This is a genomic window from Serratia sp. NCCP-200, assembly GCF_059697885.1.
On the sequence record NZ_BAAKUJ010000003.1, the window covers coordinates 382757 to 404066 of the forward strand.

Genomic DNA, 21310 nt, shown 5'->3' on the forward strand with positions numbered 1-21310 from the left:
CATTAGTCCTGCTGATGAATTGAAATGGTGCAGGTGGTACCGGCTACCAGAGTCAGGTCGGCCGGAATATCGATCAGCTTGATACGTACCGGCACCCGTTGTGCCAGGCGCACCCAAGGTACATTGGGTTTCACATCCATCAACAAATCACTGCTGCTGTCAGCGCTTTGGTCGTAAATGGCCCGGCCAATGCTTTCGACCACCCCTTGCAGCCGAATATTGCCGTTATACAACACGATATCCGCCTTGCGGCCCTCCCTGATATGCCTGAGCTTGGTCTCTTCGAAATAACCGAGTACATAGAAGGAATGGGTGTCTACCAGCGCCACCAACGGCGTTCCTGCGGTGGCGTAGTTGCCGACGCGGGCCTGTAAGTTGGTGATGTAACCGTCGGTTGGGGCATAGAGCCGCGTCTTACTGAGGTTCCATTTGGCCTGTTCCAGATTGGCCTGAGCCGCCTTATACGAGGCTTTCATGGAGGCGGCGGCCAGGTTTGACTCATCCAGATCTTCAGAGGATATGACGTTACGGGGCAGGCTACGGCGACGGGACGCTTCATGATCGGCCTTGGCCATATCTGCCTGTGCTTTGGCCAGCGCCGCCTCGGCATTGTCCAACGCAATTTGATAAGGCACTGGATCAATACTGAAAATCAGGCTGCCCGCAGTAACGAACTGGTTATCATGAACTAGAATCTTCTCTAATCTACCAGAGACTTCCGGGGTAATGTTGACGAGCTCAGCCCGCACTTTACCGTCGCGTGTCCAAGGGGATTGCATGTAGTAATTCCATAACCACCAGCCGGCACAAAGCGCGATGGCGCAAACAATAACCGTCGAAAAATACTTTAATGTCTTATGCTTCATGAGCTACCAACTCGCTAGGAGCCACAGGGAACCGCTGACGGTAATGACGAAAATGGACAGATCCATCAGCATAGGGTGCCAGATATCACCGGAGTACATCCAGTCGCGTAGCAAATGATGCACCAGCAGCCAGAAGACTAATCCGAGTAAGAAAGCTTTAAAGAGAGGAGGGAAATAAAGCGATGCACCCAGCACCAGATCGGGCAGTGGTGACGCAGTATGGAGCCAGGTCGTATTCACGTTAGCAATCCCGATGAAGTGAATATGAAGGATGATTGCATAGAGGATAACCAATTACCGATAAAAATGTGTCTATTTTTGCGATTTGGATTATATACATTTGTGTTTTTAATGTTAATTAACCAAAATGGGCTACACTTTGGGGAGTAATGTTAGCATGCTAACTATAAGGAGGGGGAAGTGGAATCAACGTTAGGTTCAGATTTAGCACGATTAGTTCGTGTTTGGCGTGCGCTGATCGATCATCGGCTCAAGCCGTTGGAGCTTACACAAACGCATTGGGTGACATTGCACAATATCAATCGATTACCGCCTGAACAGTCGCAAATCCAATTGGCAAAAGCGATCGGTATTGAGCAGCCTTCCTTGGTACGTACCTTGGATCAGCTGGAAGAAAAAGGGTTGATCACCCGGCACACTTGCGCTAACGATCGACGTGCCAAGCGCATCAAATTGACCGAGGCGGCAGAGCCGATTATTCGTGAAGTGGATAGTGTGATCACGTCGACCAGAGGCGAAATTCTCAGCGGTATCTCGGCAGAAGAAGTAAGACTTTTAGTTGGTCTGATTAGCAAGCTGGAACAGAACATCATCGAACTGCAAGAAAAACAATAAATCCAGCGTCTTTATTATTCAGTTAAGCACAGCAACAAACAGAAACCGGAGGCCCAGGGGCCTCCGGTTTTGCATTCAGGCAAGGACGTTACAGTGGAGAAACGGTAACGGTACTGCCATTTTGCGCCATACGAACGCGCTGACCTGGGCTGAATTTAGTTGACCCGGCTTTCTGTACCACCACGATATTTTCTTTGTTATCGGTTTTGATTTCCAGCTCCCAGGCGTTGCTACGGCTAGCAGCGCTACCGACGCTGTCGCCTACCACACCACCGGCTACGGCACCCGCTGCGGTTGCCAGGCTACGGCCAGTGCCGCCACCAATAGTATTACCCAGGAATCCACCCAGGACTGCGCCGCCGATAGTGCCAAGCATGCTTGAGCCTTCACCGCCCTGAATTTGCACCGGGCGTACGGATACCAAGGTCCCAAAGGTCACTGTTTGTACCTGTTTGGCCTGAGAGGCGGAATAGACATCACCGGACGCGGTTTGGTTTGCACAGCCCGCCAGTGTGACGGAGGCGAGAGCGACAACAAGAAGACGCTTGATCATATAAAGCTCCTGCAGTTGGTAATCCAGATCTGGGAGATAGGCCCAAACCAAGTTCTATAAATATTACAGCAATTATGGTTGAATCGGTTTGATATCACCCATGTGTTGCCTTCTGTATACAGCTTAGCTTTTCTCTGTTCAACCAATAATAAACGGTGGTTTAACTTTGTGACAGAACAGAAAACAAATAACCGGCGCTTTATCCTCCCTTGAATTGCTTGTTATGTAACCAATGCTCGACATAAAATAAACAACTTCGCTCACAGGCTGAAAAAAGACATCATAATTCATGGCGTTAATCGCACAATTCTGGTCTATTTAAAGGGTGAAAACGGTTGCAACCTGGAAAGGGTAAAGGATAGTGCTGATGAAGTCAGGCCGCTATATTGGTGTTATGTCCGGCACCAGTCTGGATGGGATCGACGTGGTGCTTGCCGCGATCGATGAACGTATGGTGGCGCAACAGGCAAGCTATAGCCACCCAATGCCGATCCAACTGAAAAAAGATATTCTGGGGATGTGTCAAGGGCAGCAAACGACGCTTTCTGCCGTAGGACGGTTGGATGCCCAGTTGGGCACGCTGTTCGGTGAAGCGGTGCTGGGGTTGTTAAAACAGACCGGTATTCCGGCCCATGAAATCACCGCCATTGGCTGTCATGGCCAAACGGTGTGGCATGAACCGGAGGGTGAGACACGCTTTTCGATGCAGCTAGGGGACAATAACCGGGTGGCGGCATTGACCAATATCACTACCGTGGGGGATTTTCGCCGCCGTGATATGGCCTATGGTGGCCAAGGGGCACCCTTGGTTCCCGCGTTTCATCAGGCTTTGTTAGCTCACCCAACCGAGCGCCGCATGGTGCTGAATATTGGCGGCATCGCTAATTTGTCACTGCTACTGCCCGGCGCACCGGTGCGCGGTTTTGATACCGGGCCGGGGAATATGCTGCTGGATGCGTGGGTATGGCGCCACCGCTCGAAACCTTTTGATAAAGACGGCCTTTGGGCGATGGAAGGGCGCGTTTGCTTACCGCTATTGCAGCAGATGTTGGCCGATCCTTATTTCGCCTTACCGGCACCGAAAAGTACCGGTCGTGAATATTTCAATATCAGCTGGCTGGAAAAACAGCTGGCGACATTGCCGGGGTTAACACCGGTGGATGTGATGAGCACGCTAGTGGAGCTGACCGCCACCACCATTAGCGAGCAGGTGATGCTGGCTGGGGGCTGTGAGCGGCTGCTGGTTTGCGGTGGTGGTGCCCGTAACCCACTGCTGATGTCGCGAATGTCCGCTTTACTGCCGGGGACCGAGGTGGTTACCACCGATCACTTTGGCGTCAGTGGGGATGACATGGAGGCGTTGGCCTTCGCTTGGCTGGCATTCCGGACCATTTCCGGTCTGCCGGGAAATCTGCCTTCGGTTACCGGTGCCAGTTGTGAAACTCTACTGGGTGGGATTTATCCGGTTTTGCCGTTGGGCCACCGCTAGCTCTGTTAGGATAAAGAAAGGGTTAATATCTTAAGGAGCACCTGATGAAAAAAATAGTGATGGTTGCCGGGGTTCTCGCGTTGGCGGGTTGCAGCTACGTGGTTCCACAAAAGAGCGAAACGCTGCATTATCAATGCGGAACGACACCGCTCACCGTGGAGCTCAATGGTGAAGAGAGCACGGTCAGCTTCCTGATGGACGGCGAACAGCTGAAGCTGAAACAGGTGCTGGCGGCGTCCGGTGCCAAATACAGCGACGGTAAATACACCTTCTGGTCGAAAGGGCCAAACGCCTTTGTCGAGCGCAATGATAAAGTGATCATGAGCGACTGCGTGCTGGCTCAAGACGCTAACCACGCTTGATACCGCTCCACTGAAGCTGAGGCAGGTGGGAGTTGTGCAGGTTAGCCGACCGTTGAGCGCAAGGATGCGCGATACGAGCCTCCATGGATGGATTTACGGCGTGTCGGCGTTCTGCATGACTCTCATCTGTTGCATTATCGGGGCAGCTATTTGCTAGCAGAATGATTGAGATCCTGCTGCTACAGGCGCAGAATATGACAACGAATTTACCGCTTGGTTGCTAATCCAGATGACTGATAATAATGAGTTTGATGTGGCGGATCTGCGCCGTGAATATACCCGTGGTGGGCTGCGCCGTAACGATCTGACCGCCAACCCCCTGGATTTGTTCGAACGCTGGCTCAAACAGGCCTGTGAGGCGCGTCTGGCGGATCCTACCGCCATGTGCGTCGCTACCGTGGACGAGCAGGGACAGCCTTTCCAACGTATCGTGTTGCTCAAGCACTTCGATGACCAGGGTCTGGTGTTTTATACCAACCTGGGCAGCCGCAAAGCGCAGCAGCTGGCGCAAAACCCGCATATCAGCCTGCTGTTCCCGTGGCATATGCTGGATCGCCAGGTGATCTTCCTCGGCAAGGCTGAGCGGCTATCGACGCTGGAAGTGATGAAGTATTTCAACAGTCGGCCCAAAGACAGCCAGATCGGCGCTTGGGTATCGCAACAGTCAACGCGCATTTCTGCCCGTGGCATCCTCGAAAGCAAGTTCCTTGAGCTGAAGCAAAAGTTCCAGCAAGGAGAAGTGCCATTGCCCAGTTTCTGGGGCGGTTTCCGCGTCAGATTCGACTCCGTTGAATTCTGGCAAGGGGGCGCGCACCGCTTGCATGACCGTTTCCTGTATCAACGCGAGGGAAATGACTGGAAAATTGACCGACTGGCACCCTGATAGACGGAAAATCCCCCTTAAGCGCTGGCACTGATGCCGCTGGCGCTTTATTCTATGCGCTACCCCGAATTTTGTGATTTTCGCCAATGGGCGAAGGCCGTGTACCGGCAAAGGTGCATTCGTTTATACATGGAGAAATTGATGGCTAGCATCAACCTGATTCAACAACTGCAAGAGCGGGGCCTGGTGGCTCAAGTGACGGACGAGGAAGCGTTAGCAGAGCGACTGGCGCAAGGGCCAATTGCACTGTATTGCGGCTTCGATCCGACCGCTGACAGCTTGCATTTGGGCCATCTGGTGCCTCTGCTGTGCCTGAAGCGTTTCCAACTGGCCGGCCATACGCCGGTAGCGTTGGTAGGTGGCGCGACCGGTATGATCGGCGACCCAAGCTTTAAAGCCGCCGAACGCAAACTCAACACCACGGAAACGGTCAACGAATGGGTCGAGAAAATCCGCAAGCAGGTTTCTCCGTTCCTCGATTTCGACTGTGGCAGCAACAGCGCCATTGCGGCCAACAACTACGATTGGTTTGGCGGCATGAACGTGCTGACCTTCCTGCGTGACATCGGTAAACACTTCTCTGTAAACCAGATGATCAATAAGGAAGCGGTCAAGCAGCGCCTGAACCGTGATGACTCCGGGATCTCCTTCACCGAGTTTTCCTACAATCTGCTGCAGGGGTTCGATTTCTCCGAGCTGTATAACCGCCATCAGGTGGAGCTGCAGATCGGTGGTTCCGACCAGTGGGGCAACATCACCTCGGGTATCGACCTGACTCGCCGCATGCACCAGAAACAGGTGTTCGGCCTGACGGTGCCGTTGATCACCAAGTCAGACGGTACCAAGTTTGGCAAAACCGAAGGCGGCGCAGTATGGCTGGCTCCGGAAAAAACCAGCCCGTACAAATTCTACCAGTTCTGGATCAACACCGCGGATGCGGACGTTTATCGCTTCCTGAAGTTCTTCACCTTCCTGAGCATTGAAGAGATTAATGCGCTGGAAGAAGAAGACAAGAACAGCGGTAAAGCACCGCGCGCTCAGTATGTGCTGGCAGAAGAAGTGACCGGTATGGTGCATGGCGCTGAGGGGTTGGCCGCGGCGAAACGTATCACCCAGAGCCTGTTCTCTGGTGCTCTGCACGAAATGACCGAGGCGGACTTTGCGCAGTTGGCGCAGGATGGCATGCCAACCATCAAGCTGGAGAACGATGCGGATCTGCAACAGGCGTTGGTGAATGCAGAGCTGGTTCCTTCTCGCGGGCAGGCTCGCACCATGATCGGTTCCAACGCGGTGACCATCAACGGTGAGAAGCAGTCCAACCCGGAATATTTGTTTACCGACAGCGATCGCCTGTTTGGCCGTTACACGCTTCTGCGTCGCGGCAAAAAGCATTACTGCCTGGTTGACTGGAAATAATCTGTTTTGATACTGACAAGGGGCCCAATGTGGCCCCTTTCTTTTACTCAGTCTTTATAGACCCTCGGCACTCAACGTAGCTGCCACCGCTGGGCGAGCCGCTACGCGATCGAAATAAGCCGTCAGGTGCGCGTGCTTAGTGAGATCAAACTGTAATGCCTTCGCCCAACGCAACACGGTGAACAGATACGCATCCGCCACGCTGAAGCGCTGGCCCAACAGGTAATGCTGCTTCTCCAGCACTGAATCCAGGTAGCTGAACTGGCTAGCCAGTTTATCGCGGACAATCGCTTTGTATTCGTCCGGCGTCTTCGGGTTAAACAGCGGGCTGAAGCCTTTGTGCAACTCGGTGGCCACGTAGTTCAGCCATTCGATCGCATGATAGCGAGAAAGCGTGCCAGCGGCCGGGATCAGGTTACGATCCGGTACGCGATCCGCCAGGTATTGCACAATCGCCACGCCCTCGGTCAGCAGGCTGCCATCGTCAAGTACCAACGCCGGGACTTGCCCCTTCGGGTTGATCGCCAGATAGTCGGCACCACTTTCGGTTTTCTTGTGAGCTAAATCGACTTTCTCTGCGGTGAAATCCAACCCGGCCTCACGTAATACGATGTGAGGGGACAGGGAACAGGCGCCAGCTTTATAGAACAATTTCATCGAAAACTCCTTGATGGTGATGAAGGACAGGCAGGTTTAACTTCCCATCCTAGTCCTAGGCCGGAAAAATTACAGCGGTTTTGCGAACAATATTTTATTACTCCGCCAGGGCGAGAGGTTGCAACTGCGCCAGTAAATCGGCGATCTGCTGCTGCAATGCCTGTGGCGCGGTTTGCATTGGGGAACGAAGCTCGTTTTTTATCAGCCCCTGCTGCGACAGCGCCGCTTTAACCGGGCCTGGGTTAGGGTAGCTGAACATCTGTTGGATCATCGGCAGCAGGGTATAGAAATTGTTGCGTGCGGCGGTCAGATCCCCTTGCGCGACTTGTTCCACCAGAGCTACAAAGCGTTCCGGGTGCAGGTGTGCCGCAGCGGAAATTGCGCCACTGCCCCCCAGACATAGCGTGGTCAGGATCAGATGGTCTTCGCCGGTCAGCACGTCGATCTCGCCGTCGTGGATCAGCGCCATGGTGGCCTCAGGGCAGCCGCCACAATCTTTGATCGCCTTGATTTGCGGGTGACGGGCGAGTTGCCGTAGCGTTGCCAGCTCAAAGGTTGCTCCGGTGCGATAAGGCACATTATACAAAATCACCGGCACGCGAGAGGCATCGGCAAGGCGGGTAAAATACTCCACCAGGCCCGCCTGCGAAGGGCGAATATAGTATGGCGCGGGGATCAGCACACCGGCGATATCGCGCTGGTTGATGGCCTGCTGCATCTGCAAGGTGCTAGCCATGTTATTACCGGAAAGGCCCATGATCACCTGGCGGGCTGGAACCACTTCGAAAACGGCATCCAGCACCGCCAACTGTTCTTCTTTGCTCAGGGCCGCGGCTTCGCCGGTCGAGCCGCAGACCACCACGCCAGCGACGCCTTTGGCGATCAGATGCTGAGCCAGCCTTTTGACTGCCGGGAAATCAACGTCGTCATGATTGAATGGGGTAACCAGTGCTACCCAAATACCGGAAAATGAAGCCATGTAAAACTCCTGCTGCGTGACCGACTAGGAGTCAGATGAAAAAACCAGAGAGGGGTATCGCGTTGCACACCATCCAGTCAGCTCATCTGACGGGACAGCGCGCCCCGGTCAAATGAGCGGCTGTTTCTTCGAAGTAAACGCCAAAGCTTCACCCACGGTCAACGCGGTTTGCTGCGGTGTGGCCTGTTGGATGAAAGGGGACATGGCGATCTCATAACCTGTGAATGTCACCCGATAGTGGACAGGTCACGGTTAACTGTCAATGGATAACCAGATGATAATAGGGATATTAATAATGGCAGGGCGTAGATGAATCTGGCTTATCAAACAGAGACCCCGCCGAAACGGGGTCTGTGATCAACGATGTGGGCGCGTGCTGATGGAGGCAGTCCAACTGAAGGTGGCACCTGTTGGCTGTGCCCGGTTGGCTTTGCGTTCTGCGCGGGTCGCTTTGGCAATCTTTTCACGTGCGGCCATAATGCGATCGATGGCTTCGTCTTTAATTTTATTATGTTCGGAGTTGGTTAACTGGCGCTCGAGGTTTTTGCTTGCTCTGTCCAGATCGGTCTTTACTTCACGTTGTTCGCTTTCTGTCATTTCTTTCAGCGTTAGTCTCTTCATTTTGGCAACCTGTGTTGTGAAGTTGACTTTCAGTGTACAGCATTTATGGCAAAGATATTGCTCTGTAGTTATCAAACTTCTTCCAGCAGTTCGCTGAGAAAGCGACGCATGCGTTCCGTGCGTAATGCCGCCATCCTTCGGCCTGCCGCAGTCTGAAACCCTTCTTGTAGTTTGAACAGCTTGGTTTCGAAGTGATCCAGAGTGAATCGCTTGTCATCATACTGGCGCTGTTGCGCCAGCGGGTCGGCGGCATCGTATAGGGCGCTACGCATGCGGCCACCGATGTAGAAACAACGGGCAACGCCGATCATGCCAATAGCATCCAGTCTGTCGGCATCCTGCAGGATTTTGGCCTCCAGCGTTTGTGGGGGAATAGCGGCAGAAAAGCTGTGGGCTTCGATCGCGTGCGCAGTCTTGTTGATATCGTCAACAGACCAACCAAGGCTTGCCAGCGCGATGCTGGCTTTTTCTGCTGCCATGCGTGAGGCCAGATGGCGCTGAGGAGAGTTTTTCTCTACCGCAACGCAGTCATGCAGTAACACGGCGGCACACAGAATTTGCTGGTCTCCTCCTTCATCCTGACTGATTTGGCGACTATTTTTCCAAACGCGGTGCAGGTGGGCCACATCATGCGAGCCATCATCGCCCTCTAGCGTCAGCGGCAGTAACTCTTGGGCTAATGCCTGAAACGGAGAGAAGGGTTGTAGCAGCTCTGGGGAGACAGTTGGAGAATGCACAAATCGATCCTTATCAATAGGCTGGAAGTGAGGAGGGATTACTCGTGGCGAGAGTTGCCGTATTTGTCGTCGTACTCACGCCGATAGCCGCGCGCTTTATTGCGATCGCGGATCCACAGATAGCCGCAAACCAGGGCCACCAGGGTTGAGAATGAAACATTACGCATATCCCGGTCATAATAAAACACCAACAATGCATCCAGCGACGCCACCAGGGCAATCCACTTATACATGTGCGACTGCCGCCGCGTTGCGGCGTTAAGGCGTTTCAACTGTCTGGCTTCGTGCAAAACCGGCTTTTGCTGCATAGTCACTCATCATCAATCAGTCCAGTTGCTAAATTAGCAGATTATTCCCGACAGCGTCATAGCGGATAAGGGCTGTCATGTCACTTTCTGCATCGGTTTAAAAATCATGCGTTGACGGATTGAAATCGGCTAAAAACATGATAGGTTATTTATTCACTATTTCCGGTTTTATATTCAGTGGGTGGCGATGATTGTTAGAACCTGGCACGGCTGCGTGCCGCTACAACATCGGCAAGGATTTGCCGATCATTTGCATGTCACTGGCGTCAAGCATGCTAAAGAGATTGCGGGCAACCGTGGGGCTTTTGTCAGGCAAGAGGTGCAGGGAGACTATGCGCATTTCTTTCTGGCAACTTATTGGACCTCGCTGGAGGCCATCAAATGCTTTGCCGGTGAAGCCTATCAAGTTGCAGTCACTTATCCGGATGATGAAGCCTTCGCGCTGATCTCCGATCCTTACGTGTTTCACCATCAGGTGGATGAAATCGTCGAGCTTTAACCTCGGATTCAACGTTATGCAGGGGATTACGATGAACAGCAAAACAGTACGCCCAGAAGAGATCGTGCAACAGCAGCTTGATGCCTACAATGCCCGTGATATCGACGCCTTTATGGCCTGCTGGGCCGACGATGCGCTGTATTATCAGCATCCGGATACGCTGCTTGCCCGTGGTAAAGGTGAAATTCGTGAGCGTCATCTTGCCCGCTTCCAAGAGCCTAGCCTTTACGGTGAGCGTATCAAACGTATGGTGGTGGAGAATTTGGTGATAGACCAAGAGGTGGTCACGCGCAATTTTCCACAGGGACGCGGGAAGATGGACGTTATTGCCATCTATGAGATTGAGCAAGGGAAGATTGCCAAGGCCTGGTTCAAAATTGGGCCTTGTGAACTGGATGAGGGCGCGTTATAGCGCCCCCTGATTTACAGTGCCAAAATGGCTTCGATCTCGACGTTGAGATCGGGCGAAAACAGGGCGCTGACGGCAACCAGAGAACTGGCAGGGAGCGCCCCGTCCAGATAGTCGAACAGGACGTCACGGATGGTGGCCAGGTCGGCTATTTCGGTCAGAAAAACGGTGATCTTGATCAGTGATTTAAGATTGGTGCCCTCGCTGGCAGCCACGGCCGCAAGTTGTTCCAGTATGGCGCGAGCCTGGTCTTGTACCGCTTGCCCCTGGGCTTCGGTGGCAAAGGCGGTCAGGCCAGAGACGTACAGCGTATCGGCGTGGCGTACCGCGTGCACATAGGGCCCCCCCGGCTTAGGTAATTTTGCATAGTTGGTACGTTTTAATGACATGATGACCCCACGAGATGACCAAGAGCACGCACTCATCAGCGCGTGCAGCCGAAAGTTTTGCAGGATGCTGCCTGATAATACTATCATCCCAGGCAGTCGTTCACGCAATAAGGGTGCATAAGGGTGATCAACCAGGCATTTATTCCTTATCTGCAACGTTGGCAACTTGAGCCAGACGGGCCAGCGTTTGAAACTCACAGCAGCCTGTTGATGCCGGTACGCTATCAAATGATGCCCGCAATGCTGAAAATTGCCCGCGAACAGGAAGAAAAATTTGGCGGCCTGCTGATGTGCTGGTGGCGTGGAGAAGGTGCTGCGCGGGTGCTGGCCTGGCATGATGACGGCATTTTGCTGGAAAGGGCTATGGGGCCTTTGTCATTGGCACAACTGGTACGCAACGGTGAAGACCAACGGGCAACCGCTATTCTGTGCCAGGTTATTGCCCAATTGCATGCGCCGCGAGATGAGCCTTATCCCGAACTGATCCCCTTGCATCAGTGGTTTAACGCCTTATGGCCCGCAGCGCAGGCTCATGGAGGTATGTTGCGTCTGAGTGCTACCGCTGCGGCAGAACTGTTGACCAGCCCAAGGGATCAAGGGGTGTTGCATGGGGATATTCACCATGACAACGTGCTGGATTTTGCCGAACGCGGCTGGCTAGTGATCGATCCCAAGCGTCTGTATGGCGAGCGTGGATTTGATTACGCCAATATCTTCTGCAACCCCAATTACGGTGTCGCCACCGATCCCGATATCTTCCATCGTCGCGTTGAACAGGTTTGCTCCTTGGCTGGTTTGGAACGTTACCGTCTGCTGCAGTGGATCCTGGCCTGGGCGGGGCTTTCCGCGGCCTGGTTTTTGGAAGATGGTGAGCCAGCGGATATCGATTTTCGTGTAGCAGAACTGGCAACGCGTGCCTTGGGTATCGCGCTGCCGCAGGGTGATAGCGGATTTATCCTGCCAATCGTTGAGAGCCAATAGCGGGATTCAAGGCATTTTGCGCCGTGGTAATGAGAAAATAGCGTAAGCCAGTACACCGCCAATCAGTCCCCAGAAGGCAGCCCCCACGTTTAACAACGTCAGCCCGGAAGCGGTGATCAGAAAAGTGATCACCGCAGCGTCCCGCTGTTTATCATCCTGGAGCGCGCGTTGCAAACTACCGGCAATGGTGCCTAATAACGCCAGCCCGGCGATGGCATGGATCAAGGTTACCGGCAGCGCGCTGAACAGCATGCCAATGGTACCGCCGAACACCCCAGCTAGCAGATAAAAGCCGCCGGCGGCCACGGCAGCCATATAACGGCGCTTGGGATCGGGATGTACGTCCGGCCCCATACAGATGGCGGCGGTGATGGCGGCAATACACACCGTGAAGCCGCCAAAGGGGGCCAGCACCAGAGCCGTCAGGGCAGTCCAACTCATTAAGGGGGAAGTGGGAACGTCATATCCGCCGGCCTTGAGAGTGGCGATGCCTGGCGCGTTCTGCGAGGCCATCGTCACGACAAAGAAAGGAATACCTATGCCCAGCAACGTCGACAGCGTGAAGTGCGGAGCGATAAATTCCGGCTTGGCGAAGGACAGCGTTTGTTGGGTGAAATGAATGTTACCCTGTAACGCCGCGATGATCAGCCCGGCCAGCAACGTCAGAACGATCCCGTAACGCGGCAGATAGCGGCGGGTGAACAGATACACCAGGCACATGCCGGCGCTGAGTGAAAAATTGATCTGCAAGGAAGCAAAGGCGTCCAACCCGAAGCGGAGCAATATTCCGGCCAGCATCGCTGCCGATATGGCCTGCGGGATATGATTCATCAACCTGGCAAACAGGCCGGTGACACCACACAGCAGGATCAACCCGCTGGCAAAAATAAATACCCCGATGGCCTCATTGAGCGGGGTTCCAGGCAAGCTGGTGACCAGCAATGCGGCACCAGGCGTCGACCAGGCGGTTAGGATTGGCGTACGGTAATAGAGCGAGAGCCCCAACGAAGTGATACCCATACCTAGACCAAGCATGCTCAGCCAACCGCCAATTTGTATCGGGCTGGCCCCCGCGGCGGCAGCGGCCTGAAAGATAATCGCCGCAGAACTGGTATAGCCGACCAGTACGGCCACAAAACCGGCAACGATGGCAGAAAAGGATATGTCGCGTAATGAGAGTGCAGGACGCATAACCGCTCCCGAGTCAGTGTGCGTTATAACGTACGAATTGATGGAGCATAGCATCGTGCGTTATAGCGCACAAGGGGCTATAATCGCCGCAGGTTTATCAGGAGAACCGCTATGCAGGATCTTGCCAGCCATTTGGCGCAAACGCTGAAGTCATTACGTACGCAACGCGGTTGGAGCCTTAATCAGGCTGCCGAAAACACGGGCGTCAGCAAGGCGATGCTGGGGCAGATCGAACGGGGTGAGTCCAGCCCAACGGTGGCGACCTTATGGAAAATTGCTACCGGGTTTAACGTGGCTTTCTCTGCCTTTCTGGAAACGGCGCCGTTGCAACCGGCGGCTATGCTGCATCGTTATGGCGAGTTGCCAATCTTCAATCAAGACAATGCCGACATGCGAGTGGTGCCGCTTTTCCCGTTCGACCACCAATTGGGTTTTGATATGTTTGTCATCGATTTAGCCCCTGGCGCGCTCAGTGAATCCTCGGCTCATGAGCCGGGCGTGATTGAACATGTCATTGTCATTAGTGGCCAACTGGAACTGGCGATTAATGGCGAGTGGTACAGCCTTGCCAGCGGCGAAGCCATGCGTTTTCAGGCGGATTGCCCACATGCGTATCATAATGCCAGCGCAGAGCCGGTACGCATTCACGACTTGATCCATTACCCACGGATTTAATCGTAGCCGTGAATTTTGACGTGCAAAAAAGGGTGCTCACGGAACGTCTCCCAGCAAGTTACGGACGGGGCGAACCCCATCCGTGGGATCGCCTTACCGCTGTTTCAGGCAAGACAGAATGGCGGCAATTTCCGTTGTTCCTTGCCTGACACGTAACTCACACAGCGAATCACGTGTTATCCAGGTGAATGCGATCAGCGTCACACAGATAACGATCAGGCATAAAACCAGCAGTTTTTGCGGCATTCTTAACCTCCTTGTCCCTTGATTTCGGGAATTTTAGAGGATAATCTCACCTTGTTAGGGAGTGAGATCGGCCTCGGATTGATGTAAATCGGTCCGGGGCTTTTCTCTTTCCATCCTTTACCAAATGCTCCAGACGGAAAGATCCAGAGCACCCACCTGCAGTCTACTTAATACCCATGCTGTTGAATGCACTCGATTGTTTAGATAGGGAGGCGTTTCGCAATTTTTCTATGCACGTACTGCAAAGCCGGATGCTGATGCTGGGATCGGGGGAGGTGATATGGAAAAGCGTATGGGATGATTTGGCGTGTTGAAAGGTCAAAAAAGGGTGCTCACGGAACGTCTCCCAGCAAGTTACGGACGGGGCGAACCCCATCCGTGGGATCGCCTTACCGCTGTTTCAGGCAAGACAGAATGGCAGCAATTTCCGTTGTTCCTTGCCTGACGCGTAACTCACACAGCGAATCACGTGTTATCCAGGTGAATGCGATCAGCGTCACACAGATAACGATCAGGCATAAAACCAGCAGTTTTTGCGGCATTCTTAACCTCCTTGTCCCTTGATTTTGGGATTTTAAGAGGCTAACCTCACCTTGCTTAGGAGTGAGATCGGCCTCGGATTGATGTAAATCGGTCCGGGGCTTTTCTCTTTCCATCCTTTACCAAATGCTCCAGACGGAAAGATCCAGAGCACCCACCTGCAGTCTACTCAATAGCCACGTTGTTGAATGCACTCGATTGTTCAGATAGCGAACCGTTTCGCAATTTTTCTATGCAACATAAAAAAACGCCGAAGCTAGGCTCCGGCGTTTTTTGAGGTCAGGTTACAGCAGAGATTAGAGAGTTGCAGCTTTCGCTTTTGCTGCCGTATCTTCTGCGGTATCCAGCGTCATGCGGTATAGCTTCGGTGCGGTCAGCATCATCAGTACGGCGATCACCGCCGTGGCGATACCAATCTGCATAAACACGTGGCTATAGATAGCCAAAGAAGCATGCGCATCGTTGATGTCGCTTGGGACAGCGGTCAGACCTGCGACCTTACCGGCGATCAGAGCGGCGGCGGCGGTGGTCAGGAACCATGAGCCCATGATAAAGCCCATCAGGCGCTGTGGCACCAACTGGGCGACCATGGCCAGACCCAGACCAGAGATCATCAGCTCACCGATACTCTGCAACGCATAGCTCAAGATTAGCCAGTTAACGGACACGATGCCCTGGTCGTTGGCGAAGCTTGCGCCCCACGGCAGCACCAGGAACGCCCCGGAACACAGGATCATGCCGAAGGCAAACTTGTGCGGCATCGGCAGACGATCGCCCATCTTGTTATACAGCGCAGCGAGAATAGGGCTGGCCATCATGATCCAGAACGGGTTCAGTGCCTGATACTGCTCCGGTTCAAACGCGATCCCCAGAATATTGTGCTCAACGTTGTGGATAGCAAAGAAGTTCAGTGAGGTTGGCATCTGGCTGTACAACACGAAGAACACCACCGCTTCGAGCATCAGCAGGAAGGCCACGATCATTTTACGACGTGCTGCGCCGTGCAAGGCGAAGGTTTCCTTGGCGAACACGATGACGATACCCACAGAGATGATAGCCAGTGCCCAGCGCGCGATAATCTGGTTGTGCAGCAACCAGCTGGAAACCGCGATCAGTGCTACCACACCAACGATCACCATCAGCAGTTTTTTAACCTGCAGGGGCTTAAAGTCAGGTTTTGAACCGTATTGTTTAACCCAGCCGTGGCACATCATAAAGTTGACCAGGGTGATCAACATCCCCACCACACTCAGTGAGAAGGCGACGCTCCAGCCATACTTGGCCGCAAGCCACGGGGTTGCCAGCATGGAGAAGAATGAGCCGATGTTGACGGACATATAGTACATGGTAAATGCACCGTCCAAACGCGGATCGTCTTTCTCATAGCAGGTAGACAGCAGGGAAGAAGGGTTGGCTTTAAACAGACCGCTACCCACGGCGATGGTGGCCATCCCCAGATAAACCCAGAAGATATCATGACCAGAATAGGCCACCATGGCGTAACCGGCGGCCAGCACGATGGCCCCCAAGACGATCACACGCTTGGAGCCAAGAACTTTATCCCCCAACCAGCCACCAATGGCCACGAAACCGTACACCAGCGCACTGAATGAGGAGAACAGCGTAATCGAGTCGGCTTCACTCAGGCCAAGCATCTTGACCAGATAGACTGCCATGATGCCTTGCAGGCCGTAGTAGCCGAAACGTTCCCAGAGTTCAATCGAGAAGATCAGGTAGAAGGCCTTAGGTTGCTTAAACGCGTTAAGGCTAATGTTTTCCGAAGAATTGTTGTTTGCAGTTGACACTGGTACCTCTGGTTTTTTCACTACCCGTATTGTCAGGACGGGAAATAGCAGAATGTGATGCAGGGCTGCACACTTCTGCATTGTTATAGGATGAATGCCGGCGGTTAATGTTCACTATCTTTGTCAACGTGGCAAGCTTTTTGACATGTTCTGTTACATATAACATAGACAACGCTATACAACTATGTTGCAAATGTTATGCAGTATTAACGTTTGCCATTTTTAAATTTGCCGAGTTTTTGTTTTGATTAAAAGCTATCCTGAATTAATTTAGTTATATCTTCTGCTATTTAAGTCATATCCAGTCCATACCAATGCTCATGATTGATTAGGCCTTGGTTTGTTGTGCATAAGTTGGCTTATGCAAAATTTCTGAAAATGGACAGATCGGTAGTGAGGTTTGTAAATGAGATGTGATCGTCAAGACGTGAAGTTAACCACGATTTTTGACTAATTTTACGGTTGAAAATATCTGAAACAGCGAGTTTGTAGGGCAATCCCGGGTTCCACCAAGGTTAATGCTGCCCGACGTCACATTTTTGATAAAAAACCGGAGGGAAGAGTCGCGGACACGGATCGCCGTGCCCGGTACTCTCAATCAAGCGGATAGACCTTCTCTTTAAACTCGCACAGGTCTTCGATAATGCATGAACCGCAGCGCGGTTTACGGGCGATACAGGTATAGCGGCCATGCAGGATAAACCAGTGATGGCAGTCGACTTTAAACTCGGCGGGAACCACTTTCAGCAGCTTTTCCTCTACCTGCTCCACGTTTTTCCCTGGGGCGAAGTGGGTGCGGTTACAGACGCGGAAGATATGGGTATCAACGGCAATGGTCGGCCAACCGAAGGCCGTGTTCAACACTACATTGGCCGTTTTACGCCCCACGCCGGGCAGGGCTTCGAGTGCTGCGCGATCTTCCGGCACTTCACCGTCATGCTTTTCCAGCAGGATACGGCAGGTTTTAATCACGTTCTCTGCTTTGCTGTTAAACAGGCCGATGGTTTTGATGTACACCTTTAAGCCGTCTACCCCTAACGCCAGCAAGGCCGCTGGCGTGTTGGCAACCGGGTAGAGTTTGGCCGTGGCCTTGTTAACGCTGACGTCGGTTGCCTGAGCGGAGAGCAGCACGGAAATCAACAGCTCAAAAGGTGTGCTATACACCAGCTCGGTGGTCGGATGCGGGTCGTTATCCCGCAAACGGGTCAGGATCTCCAGGCGTTTCTCTTTATTCATAGCGCTTTCTCTGCGTGTCCCTGTTCCATGTTAGCTTCAACTGCCAAGGCCTTGGCTTTACGCGCCTTCATTTTTTCGTCAATCAGATATTTGGTTGCCAGCATCAAGCCCAGACCGATAAAGGCACCTGGTGGCAGCATGGCCAGCAGGAAAGGGGTGTCGAAATGGACAATCTCAATGCGCAACACCTTGGCCCAACTGCCTAGCAGCAGGTCAGCGCCATCAAATAGCGTACCGTTACCAATCAGCTCGCGTAGCGAGCCCAGCACAAACATGGCACTGGTGGCACCAAGGCCGATAGCCATACCGTCGATCAATGCCAGTCCTACCGGTTTTCGCGCCGCTACTGCTTCAGCCCGGCCCACCACGATGCAGTTGGTGACGATCAGCGGGATAAAAATCCCCAACGACTGATACAGGCCGAAAGCGTAGGCGTTGATCAGCATCTGCACGATACTCACCGCGGCGGCAATGATCATCACATAAATCGGAATGCGGACCTCGCTCGGGATCCAACGGCGCAGGGCGGAGATGGAACCGTTGGTAATGGTCAGTACCAGCGTGGTGGCCAGCCCAAGCCCCAAGGCGTTGGTGGCAGTTGACGTTACCGCCAGCAGCGGACACAGCCCCAATAATTGCACTAACGCAGAGTTGTTTTTCCACAACCCCTGTACGATTAACTCTTTGGCTTCACTCATTCGCTGGCTCCGCAGGCAGGCAAGGTATCCAGTTTAGGCGGCAGCGTTTCCATAAACAACGCTGTACGACGCACGGCATTGACCACGGCTCTCGGGGTGATGGTGGCCCCTGTGAACTGATCAAACATGCCGCCGTCTTTCTTCACTGCCCAACGTTTATCATCCGGGCCGTCGATCTTTTTACCGCTGAAGAAGGTGATCCAGTCGGTAATACGTAATTCGATTTTGTCGCCCAGCCCAGGCGTTTCGTGATGTTCTATCACGCGGGTTCCCAATACCGTGCCGTTAAAATCGGCCCCGACCAGCAGTTGGATCGCCCCAGAATAACCGTCTGGCGCGGTCGTTTCTAACGCGGCTGCCACCAGTTGACCATTTTTGCGGGCCAGATACAGATGGTGCGGCGCGCCGTTGCCTAACGCCGGATCGCTGACCAGCAGGCATTCGCTCTGCATATCGTTGTCATAATGTTCCGGTGGGACGACCTGGTCCAGCAGCGCTTTTTGTTGCAACGCCGCCTGGTGGGCAATGGTGGTTTTGGTTAACTGGTACACCACGGCGGTCAGGCCGGTGGTGACCGCGGCAAACACGGCCAGTGTGGTGCCATGCTTTCTCATGGAATTAAGCATAATGACTCCTCAACGGTGGCCATACACGCGTGGCTGCGTGTAGTGATCGATCAACGGTACGGTAATGTTGGCCAGCAGTACGGCAAAGGCTACCCCGTCGGGATAACCGCCATACACGCGGATCAGCCAGACCAGCAAGCCAACCAGGCCGCCGTATATCAGCCGACCTTTGGGCGTAGTAGAGGCACTGACCGGGTCGGTGGCAATAAAGAAAGCCCCTAGCATAGTGGCCCCGGAAAACAGGTGGATCAACGGGGAAGCCTGATGGGCCGGATCCAACGTCCAGGCCAATCCTGAGCACAGGGCAATGACGGCCAACATGCTGAACGGGATTTGCCAGTGGATCAGCTTACGGCCCAGCATAAACAGGCCGCCGAGCAGGAAGCCCAGGTTAATCCACTGCCAGCCGATACCGGCCAGGGTGCCACCGAACAGCGGTTGCTGGAGCACTTGCTCGACCGAGTGGCCGCTGCGTAGGCCGGTTTTAAAACCGTCTAATGGCGTGGCCTGGCTGATGCCATCGACGCCCATCTGCAATTCGTGCAGAGTGGCCCCCTGGGCGGTGTGGCCGCTGAAAATAGCTAGCAGGGTATCCGGTAGAGTCAGGGCGGTTGCGCGCAGCTCTTCCGGCGGTAACCAACTGGTCATCTGTACCGGGAAGGAGATTAACAGCACCACGTAACCTACCATGGCCGGATTGAATGGGTTTTGCCCCAGTCCGCCGTATAGCTGTTTGGCGATCACAATGGCGAAAAAGGTGCCGATAACGATCATCCACCAGGGAGCTAGAGGTGGCAGGCTAATGCCCAGCAACAGCGCAGTGAGCAGGGCGGAATTATCTGCCAGCCGAGCCTTGACTGGCTGTTTACGTAGCGCAAGAATGGCGGCTTCGGCCCCGAGAGCGGTCACCATGGCCAGCGCGGTCTGAATAAGGTTGCCATAGCCAAAGAACCACACCTGTGCGGCCATGCCGGGAATGCAGGCCAGCATAACCCAAAGCATGATGCGGCTGGTGCTTTGCTGGTTATGGGTAAAGGGAGAGCTGGCGATGTGTAAGCCCTTGGGGGCTGCCTGTTGTACCGGCCTGAACTTCATAGAATAACTACCATTTCGTTGCCATGTTAATCAGTGCATTCACGGTGCGGGCACCGGGGGAAATTACAGCGCTGCATTCTACCTCAATCATATGCCGGGTAATACGTGCTAACCATAAGGATATTCAGCTTTTGCGGTGAGAAAAAGCCAGGCTGGATGTAAAACGTGCAGTATGGGTTGTCATACTGATGATCGAGCTGCTATTTTTGGACTGCTTTGCGCACGGAATAACAACTTTCATATAATTAACGTAGGTTACTATCCTGAGCATTTTTGAAGTAGCGAACAATTAATAATGACTAATGAAGATATTTTATTTATTGAAGAACTGATTGAATGGGTCGAAATTCATCTGGAGACTCGGCCAAATCTGGATGAAGTTGCGCGTATCTCCGGCTACTCCAAGTGGCACCTGCAGCGTAAGTTCAAGCGAATCACCGGTATCCAGCTCGCCACCTATATTCGCTCACGCATCCTTACCCGTGCGGCGGTCGCGCTGCGTATCAGCAATCGTACGATTATCGATATCTCCGATGAGTTGGGGTTTGATTCACAGCAGACCTTTACCCGGATGTTTAAGCAACGTTTTGGCATTACGCCAAACCGCTACCGTACCATGGATAAATGGGACGTGAAGAGCCTGATGCCGCGCTTCGACTTCGAAGCCGTGTATGAGGCAGGTTTTTATCCGGAGATACAACGGCTGACGTTACCTGATACGCACCTGGTCGGTTTTACGCGCGAGATGGAGTTTGATACTGCCCAAGAGATGGCAATTTCTTCCTGTATCGCCATGAAGGGGGAAATCTTTAATGACTTCTTCAAAGGGCTGAATATGGAGTGCCACAAGGTTTACAGCATCCATTCTGCCAATGAGCGCGGCGAAGGCGAGTGTTCAGTCACGCATACCATGGCGGTGGAGCCGGAATTCAAGAAGGACATCCTTTCTGGCCACAAGATTGAAGATATTCGCTTGCCAGCACGCGAGTACATCGCCATTACCCATCAGGGGACGGCCAAAGAGTGCGTGAAATTTATCTCTTACCTGATCTCGCACGTGATGCCAGGGCTGCGCAATGAAGTACGCGGAAGTGTAGAGATGGAGATGATCGAAGCTAAGGCGTGGAACCAGGATGCCAAACTGCGGCAGATCGATGTCAATTACACCTACCTGATTTCTATCGATTAAGTGGG

27 protein-coding genes are annotated in these 21310 nt (G+C 53.3%); 10 read left to right on the top strand and 17 right to left on the bottom strand.

Features of this window, described 5'->3' with window-relative positions; translation table 11 throughout:
- Nucleotides 1-2: 2 nt before the first annotated feature.
- Entirely contained in the window at nt 3-866 is an 864-nt protein-coding gene (locus tag AC6HVW_RS11945) for an efflux RND transporter periplasmic adaptor subunit (protein WP_071683642.1), read from the bottom strand.
- A gap of 3 nt (nt 867-869) precedes the next feature.
- Nucleotides 870-1106, bottom strand: coding sequence for a DUF1656 domain-containing protein (locus AC6HVW_RS11950; protein WP_024486868.1), 237 nt, complete (start codon nt 1104-1106; stop codon nt 870-872).
- 180 nt (nt 1107-1286) lie between these two features.
- On the opposite strand from AC6HVW_RS11950, the gene slyA reads away from it, so the two are divergent.
- Nucleotides 1287-1721: a transcriptional regulator SlyA gene (slyA, locus tag AC6HVW_RS11955; protein WP_021178082.1), complete on the top strand. Its 435-nt coding sequence runs from the start codon at nt 1287-1289 to the stop codon at nt 1719-1721.
- A gap of 88 nt (nt 1722-1809) precedes the next feature.
- Here the strand turns inward: slyA and AC6HVW_RS11960 are convergent, their stop codons facing one another.
- Nucleotides 1810-2274, bottom strand: a complete 465-nt coding sequence (locus AC6HVW_RS11960) for an outer membrane lipoprotein (RefSeq protein ID WP_021178081.1) — start codon at nt 2272-2274, stop codon at nt 1810-1812.
- Between the two features lie 367 nt (nt 2275-2641).
- Between AC6HVW_RS11960 and anmK the strand changes: the two genes are divergently transcribed.
- The 4 genes from anmK (at nt 2642) to tyrS (ending at nt 6424) form a co-directional block, all read left to right on the top strand.
- Nucleotides 2642-3763 (top strand): anhydro-N-acetylmuramic acid kinase, encoded by a 1122-nt coding sequence (anmK, locus tag AC6HVW_RS11965; protein ID WP_071683641.1) that lies wholly within the window; start codon nt 2642-2644, stop codon nt 3761-3763.
- Nucleotides 3764-3807: 44 nt separating this feature from the next.
- The gene (locus AC6HVW_RS11970; protein WP_071683640.1) at nt 3808-4125 is read left to right on the top strand and encodes an MliC family protein; all 318 of its coding nucleotides are present in this window, start codon (nt 3808-3810) and stop codon (nt 4123-4125) included.
- A gap of 229 nt (nt 4126-4354) precedes the next feature.
- Nucleotides 4355-5008, top strand: coding sequence for a pyridoxamine 5'-phosphate oxidase (gene pdxH / locus AC6HVW_RS11975; protein ID WP_021804541.1), 654 nt, complete (start codon nt 4355-4357; stop codon nt 5006-5008).
- Nucleotides 5009-5149: 141 nt separating this feature from the next.
- Entirely contained in the window at nt 5150-6424 is a 1275-nt protein-coding gene (tyrS, locus tag AC6HVW_RS11980; protein ID WP_024529915.1) for a tyrosine--tRNA ligase, read from the top strand.
- Nucleotides 6425-6478: 54 nt separating this feature from the next.
- Here the strand turns inward: tyrS and gstA are convergent, their stop codons facing one another.
- From gstA to AC6HVW_RS12005, 5 genes are all read right to left on the bottom strand, one after another.
- Complete coding sequence (gene gstA / locus AC6HVW_RS11985) at nt 6479-7081, bottom strand: glutathione transferase GstA (RefSeq protein ID WP_071683639.1); 603 nt, start codon at nt 7079-7081, stop codon at nt 6479-6481.
- Between the two features lie 97 nt (nt 7082-7178).
- The gene (dapA, locus tag AC6HVW_RS11990; protein ID WP_497569442.1) at nt 7179-8060 is read right to left on the bottom strand and encodes a 4-hydroxy-tetrahydrodipicolinate synthase; all 882 of its coding nucleotides are present in this window, start codon (nt 8058-8060) and stop codon (nt 7179-7181) included.
- Between the two features lie 357 nt (nt 8061-8417).
- Nucleotides 8418-8681 carry a YjbD family protein gene (locus tag AC6HVW_RS11995; RefSeq protein ID WP_021178074.1) on the bottom strand — a complete coding sequence of 88 codons (264 nt, stop codon included), beginning with the start codon at nt 8679-8681 and terminating at the stop codon, nt 8418-8420.
- 71 nt (nt 8682-8752) lie between these two features.
- On the bottom strand, nt 8753-9418 hold the full coding sequence (locus AC6HVW_RS12000) for an HD domain-containing protein (RefSeq protein WP_071683637.1): 666 nt from the start codon (nt 9416-9418) through the stop codon (nt 8753-8755).
- 38 nt (nt 9419-9456) lie between these two features.
- A complete protein-coding gene (locus tag AC6HVW_RS12005; protein WP_071683636.1) occupies nt 9457-9726 on the bottom strand; it encodes a hypothetical protein in 270 nt (89 codons plus the stop codon).
- Between the two features lie 187 nt (nt 9727-9913).
- On the opposite strand from AC6HVW_RS12005, the gene AC6HVW_RS12010 reads away from it, so the two are divergent.
- Both AC6HVW_RS12010 and AC6HVW_RS12015 read left to right on the top strand, forming a co-directional pair.
- Nucleotides 9914-10225 carry a hypothetical protein gene (locus AC6HVW_RS12010; RefSeq protein WP_071683635.1) on the top strand — a complete coding sequence of 104 codons (312 nt, stop codon included), beginning with the start codon at nt 9914-9916 and terminating at the stop codon, nt 10223-10225.
- Nucleotides 10226-10256: 31 nt separating this feature from the next.
- Nucleotides 10257-10637, top strand: coding sequence for a nuclear transport factor 2 family protein (locus AC6HVW_RS12015; protein WP_021804535.1), 381 nt, complete (start codon nt 10257-10259; stop codon nt 10635-10637).
- Between the two features lie 11 nt (nt 10638-10648).
- Here AC6HVW_RS12015 and AC6HVW_RS12020 read toward each other — a convergent pair whose 3' ends face one another.
- On the bottom strand, nt 10649-11026 hold the full coding sequence (locus tag AC6HVW_RS12020) for a RidA family protein (protein ID WP_071683715.1): 378 nt from the start codon (nt 11024-11026) through the stop codon (nt 10649-10651).
- Nucleotides 11027-11149: 123 nt separating this feature from the next.
- On the opposite strand from AC6HVW_RS12020, the gene AC6HVW_RS12025 reads away from it, so the two are divergent.
- Complete coding sequence (locus AC6HVW_RS12025; protein WP_081367113.1) at nt 11150-12004, top strand: aminoglycoside phosphotransferase family protein; 855 nt, start codon at nt 11150-11152, stop codon at nt 12002-12004.
- Nucleotides 12005-12010: 6 nt separating this feature from the next.
- On the opposite strand, the gene AC6HVW_RS12030 is transcribed toward AC6HVW_RS12025, so the two are convergent.
- Nucleotides 12011-13195 carry a benzoate/H(+) symporter BenE family transporter gene (locus AC6HVW_RS12030; protein ID WP_071683633.1) on the bottom strand — a complete coding sequence of 395 codons (1185 nt, stop codon included), beginning with the start codon at nt 13193-13195 and terminating at the stop codon, nt 12011-12013.
- Nucleotides 13196-13306: 111 nt separating this feature from the next.
- On the opposite strand from AC6HVW_RS12030, the gene AC6HVW_RS12035 reads away from it, so the two are divergent.
- Nucleotides 13307-13870 (top strand): helix-turn-helix domain-containing protein, encoded by a 564-nt coding sequence (locus AC6HVW_RS12035; RefSeq protein ID WP_071683632.1) that lies wholly within the window; start codon nt 13307-13309, stop codon nt 13868-13870.
- Nucleotides 13871-13963: 93 nt separating this feature from the next.
- On the opposite strand, the gene AC6HVW_RS12040 is transcribed toward AC6HVW_RS12035, so the two are convergent.
- From AC6HVW_RS12040 to rsxD, 7 genes are all read right to left on the bottom strand, one after another.
- Nucleotides 13964-14116, bottom strand: a complete 153-nt coding sequence (locus tag AC6HVW_RS12040; RefSeq protein ID WP_059200725.1) for a Hok/Gef family protein — start codon at nt 14114-14116, stop codon at nt 13964-13966.
- 389 nt (nt 14117-14505) lie between these two features.
- Nucleotides 14506-14658 (bottom strand): Hok/Gef family protein, encoded by a 153-nt coding sequence (locus AC6HVW_RS12045; RefSeq protein ID WP_059200725.1) that lies wholly within the window; start codon nt 14656-14658, stop codon nt 14506-14508.
- Nucleotides 14659-14952: 294 nt separating this feature from the next.
- The gene (dtpA, locus tag AC6HVW_RS12050) at nt 14953-16461 is read right to left on the bottom strand and encodes a dipeptide/tripeptide permease DtpA (RefSeq protein WP_071683630.1); all 1509 of its coding nucleotides are present in this window, start codon (nt 16459-16461) and stop codon (nt 14953-14955) included.
- A 594-nt stretch (nt 16462-17055) separates the two neighbouring features.
- The gene (gene nth / locus AC6HVW_RS12055; protein ID WP_071683629.1) at nt 17056-17697 is read right to left on the bottom strand and encodes an endonuclease III; all 642 of its coding nucleotides are present in this window, start codon (nt 17695-17697) and stop codon (nt 17056-17058) included.
- A complete protein-coding gene (locus AC6HVW_RS12060) occupies nt 17694-18395 on the bottom strand; it encodes an electron transport complex subunit E (protein WP_059200728.1) in 702 nt (233 codons plus the stop codon). Before AC6HVW_RS12060 ends, nth begins: the two co-directional genes overlap by 4 nt.
- Complete coding sequence (rsxG, locus tag AC6HVW_RS12065) at nt 18392-19021, bottom strand: electron transport complex subunit RsxG (protein WP_021804527.1); 630 nt, start codon at nt 19019-19021, stop codon at nt 18392-18394. Before rsxG ends, AC6HVW_RS12060 begins: the two co-directional genes overlap by 4 nt.
- 9 nt (nt 19022-19030) lie before the next feature.
- Complete coding sequence (rsxD, locus tag AC6HVW_RS12070) at nt 19031-20116, bottom strand: electron transport complex subunit RsxD (protein WP_071683628.1); 1086 nt, start codon at nt 20114-20116, stop codon at nt 19031-19033.
- Nucleotides 20117-20411: 295 nt separating this feature from the next.
- Between rsxD and AC6HVW_RS12075 the strand changes: the two genes are divergently transcribed.
- On the top strand, nt 20412-21305 hold the full coding sequence (locus tag AC6HVW_RS12075; RefSeq protein ID WP_071683627.1) for a helix-turn-helix domain-containing protein: 894 nt from the start codon (nt 20412-20414) through the stop codon (nt 21303-21305).
- The last annotated feature ends 5 nt before the right edge of the window (nt 21306-21310 follow it).

Bases quoted from the DNA above. Each gene is read 5' to 3' on its own strand.
- AC6HVW_RS11945 (WP_071683642.1), bottom strand. From the start codon at position 866: ATGAAGCATAAGACATTAAAGTATTTTTCGACGGTTATTGTTTGCGCC.
- AC6HVW_RS11960 (WP_021178081.1), bottom strand. From the start codon at position 2,274: ATGATCAAGCGTCTTCTTGTTGTCGCTCTCGCCTCCGTCACACTGGCG.
- anmK (WP_071683641.1), top strand. From the start codon at position 2,642: ATGAAGTCAGGCCGCTATATTGGTGTTATGTCCGGCACCAGTCTGGAT.
- AC6HVW_RS11970 (WP_071683640.1), top strand. From the start codon at position 3,808: ATGAAAAAAATAGTGATGGTTGCCGGGGTTCTCGCGTTGGCGGGTTGC.
- pdxH (WP_021804541.1), top strand. From the start codon at position 4,355: ATGACTGATAATAATGAGTTTGATGTGGCGGATCTGCGCCGTGAATAT.
- tyrS (WP_024529915.1), top strand. From the start codon at position 5,150: ATGGCTAGCATCAACCTGATTCAACAACTGCAAGAGCGGGGCCTGGTG.
- gstA (WP_071683639.1), bottom strand. From the start codon at position 7,081: ATGAAATTGTTCTATAAAGCTGGCGCCTGTTCCCTGTCCCCTCACATC.
- dapA (WP_497569442.1), bottom strand. From the start codon at position 8,060: ATGGCTTCATTTTCCGGTATTTGGGTAGCACTGGTTACCCCATTCAAT.
- AC6HVW_RS11995 (WP_021178074.1), bottom strand. From the start codon at position 8,681: ATGAAGAGACTAACGCTGAAAGAAATGACAGAAAGCGAACAACGTGAA.
- AC6HVW_RS12005 (WP_071683636.1), bottom strand. From the start codon at position 9,726: ATGCAGCAAAAGCCGGTTTTGCACGAAGCCAGACAGTTGAAACGCCTT.
- AC6HVW_RS12010 (WP_071683635.1), top strand. From the start codon at position 9,914: ATGATTGTTAGAACCTGGCACGGCTGCGTGCCGCTACAACATCGGCAA.
- AC6HVW_RS12015 (WP_021804535.1), top strand. From the start codon at position 10,257: ATGAACAGCAAAACAGTACGCCCAGAAGAGATCGTGCAACAGCAGCTT.
- AC6HVW_RS12030 (WP_071683633.1), bottom strand. From the start codon at position 13,195: ATGCGTCCTGCACTCTCATTACGCGACATATCCTTTTCTGCCATCGTT.
- AC6HVW_RS12035 (WP_071683632.1), top strand. From the start codon at position 13,307: ATGCAGGATCTTGCCAGCCATTTGGCGCAAACGCTGAAGTCATTACGT.
- AC6HVW_RS12040 (WP_059200725.1), bottom strand. From the start codon at position 14,116: ATGCCGCAAAAACTGCTGGTTTTATGCCTGATCGTTATCTGTGTGACG.
- AC6HVW_RS12045 (WP_059200725.1), bottom strand. From the start codon at position 14,658: ATGCCGCAAAAACTGCTGGTTTTATGCCTGATCGTTATCTGTGTGACG.
- nth (WP_071683629.1), bottom strand. From the start codon at position 17,697: ATGAATAAAGAGAAACGCCTGGAGATCCTGACCCGTTTGCGGGATAAC.
- AC6HVW_RS12060 (WP_059200728.1), bottom strand. From the start codon at position 18,395: ATGAGTGAAGCCAAAGAGTTAATCGTACAGGGGTTGTGGAAAAACAAC.
- rsxG (WP_021804527.1), bottom strand. From the start codon at position 19,021: ATGCTTAATTCCATGAGAAAGCATGGCACCACACTGGCCGTGTTTGCC.
- rsxD (WP_071683628.1), bottom strand. From the start codon at position 20,116: ATGAAGTTCAGGCCGGTACAACAGGCAGCCCCCAAGGGCTTACACATC.
- AC6HVW_RS12075 (WP_071683627.1), top strand. From the start codon at position 20,412: ATGACTAATGAAGATATTTTATTTATTGAAGAACTGATTGAATGGGTC.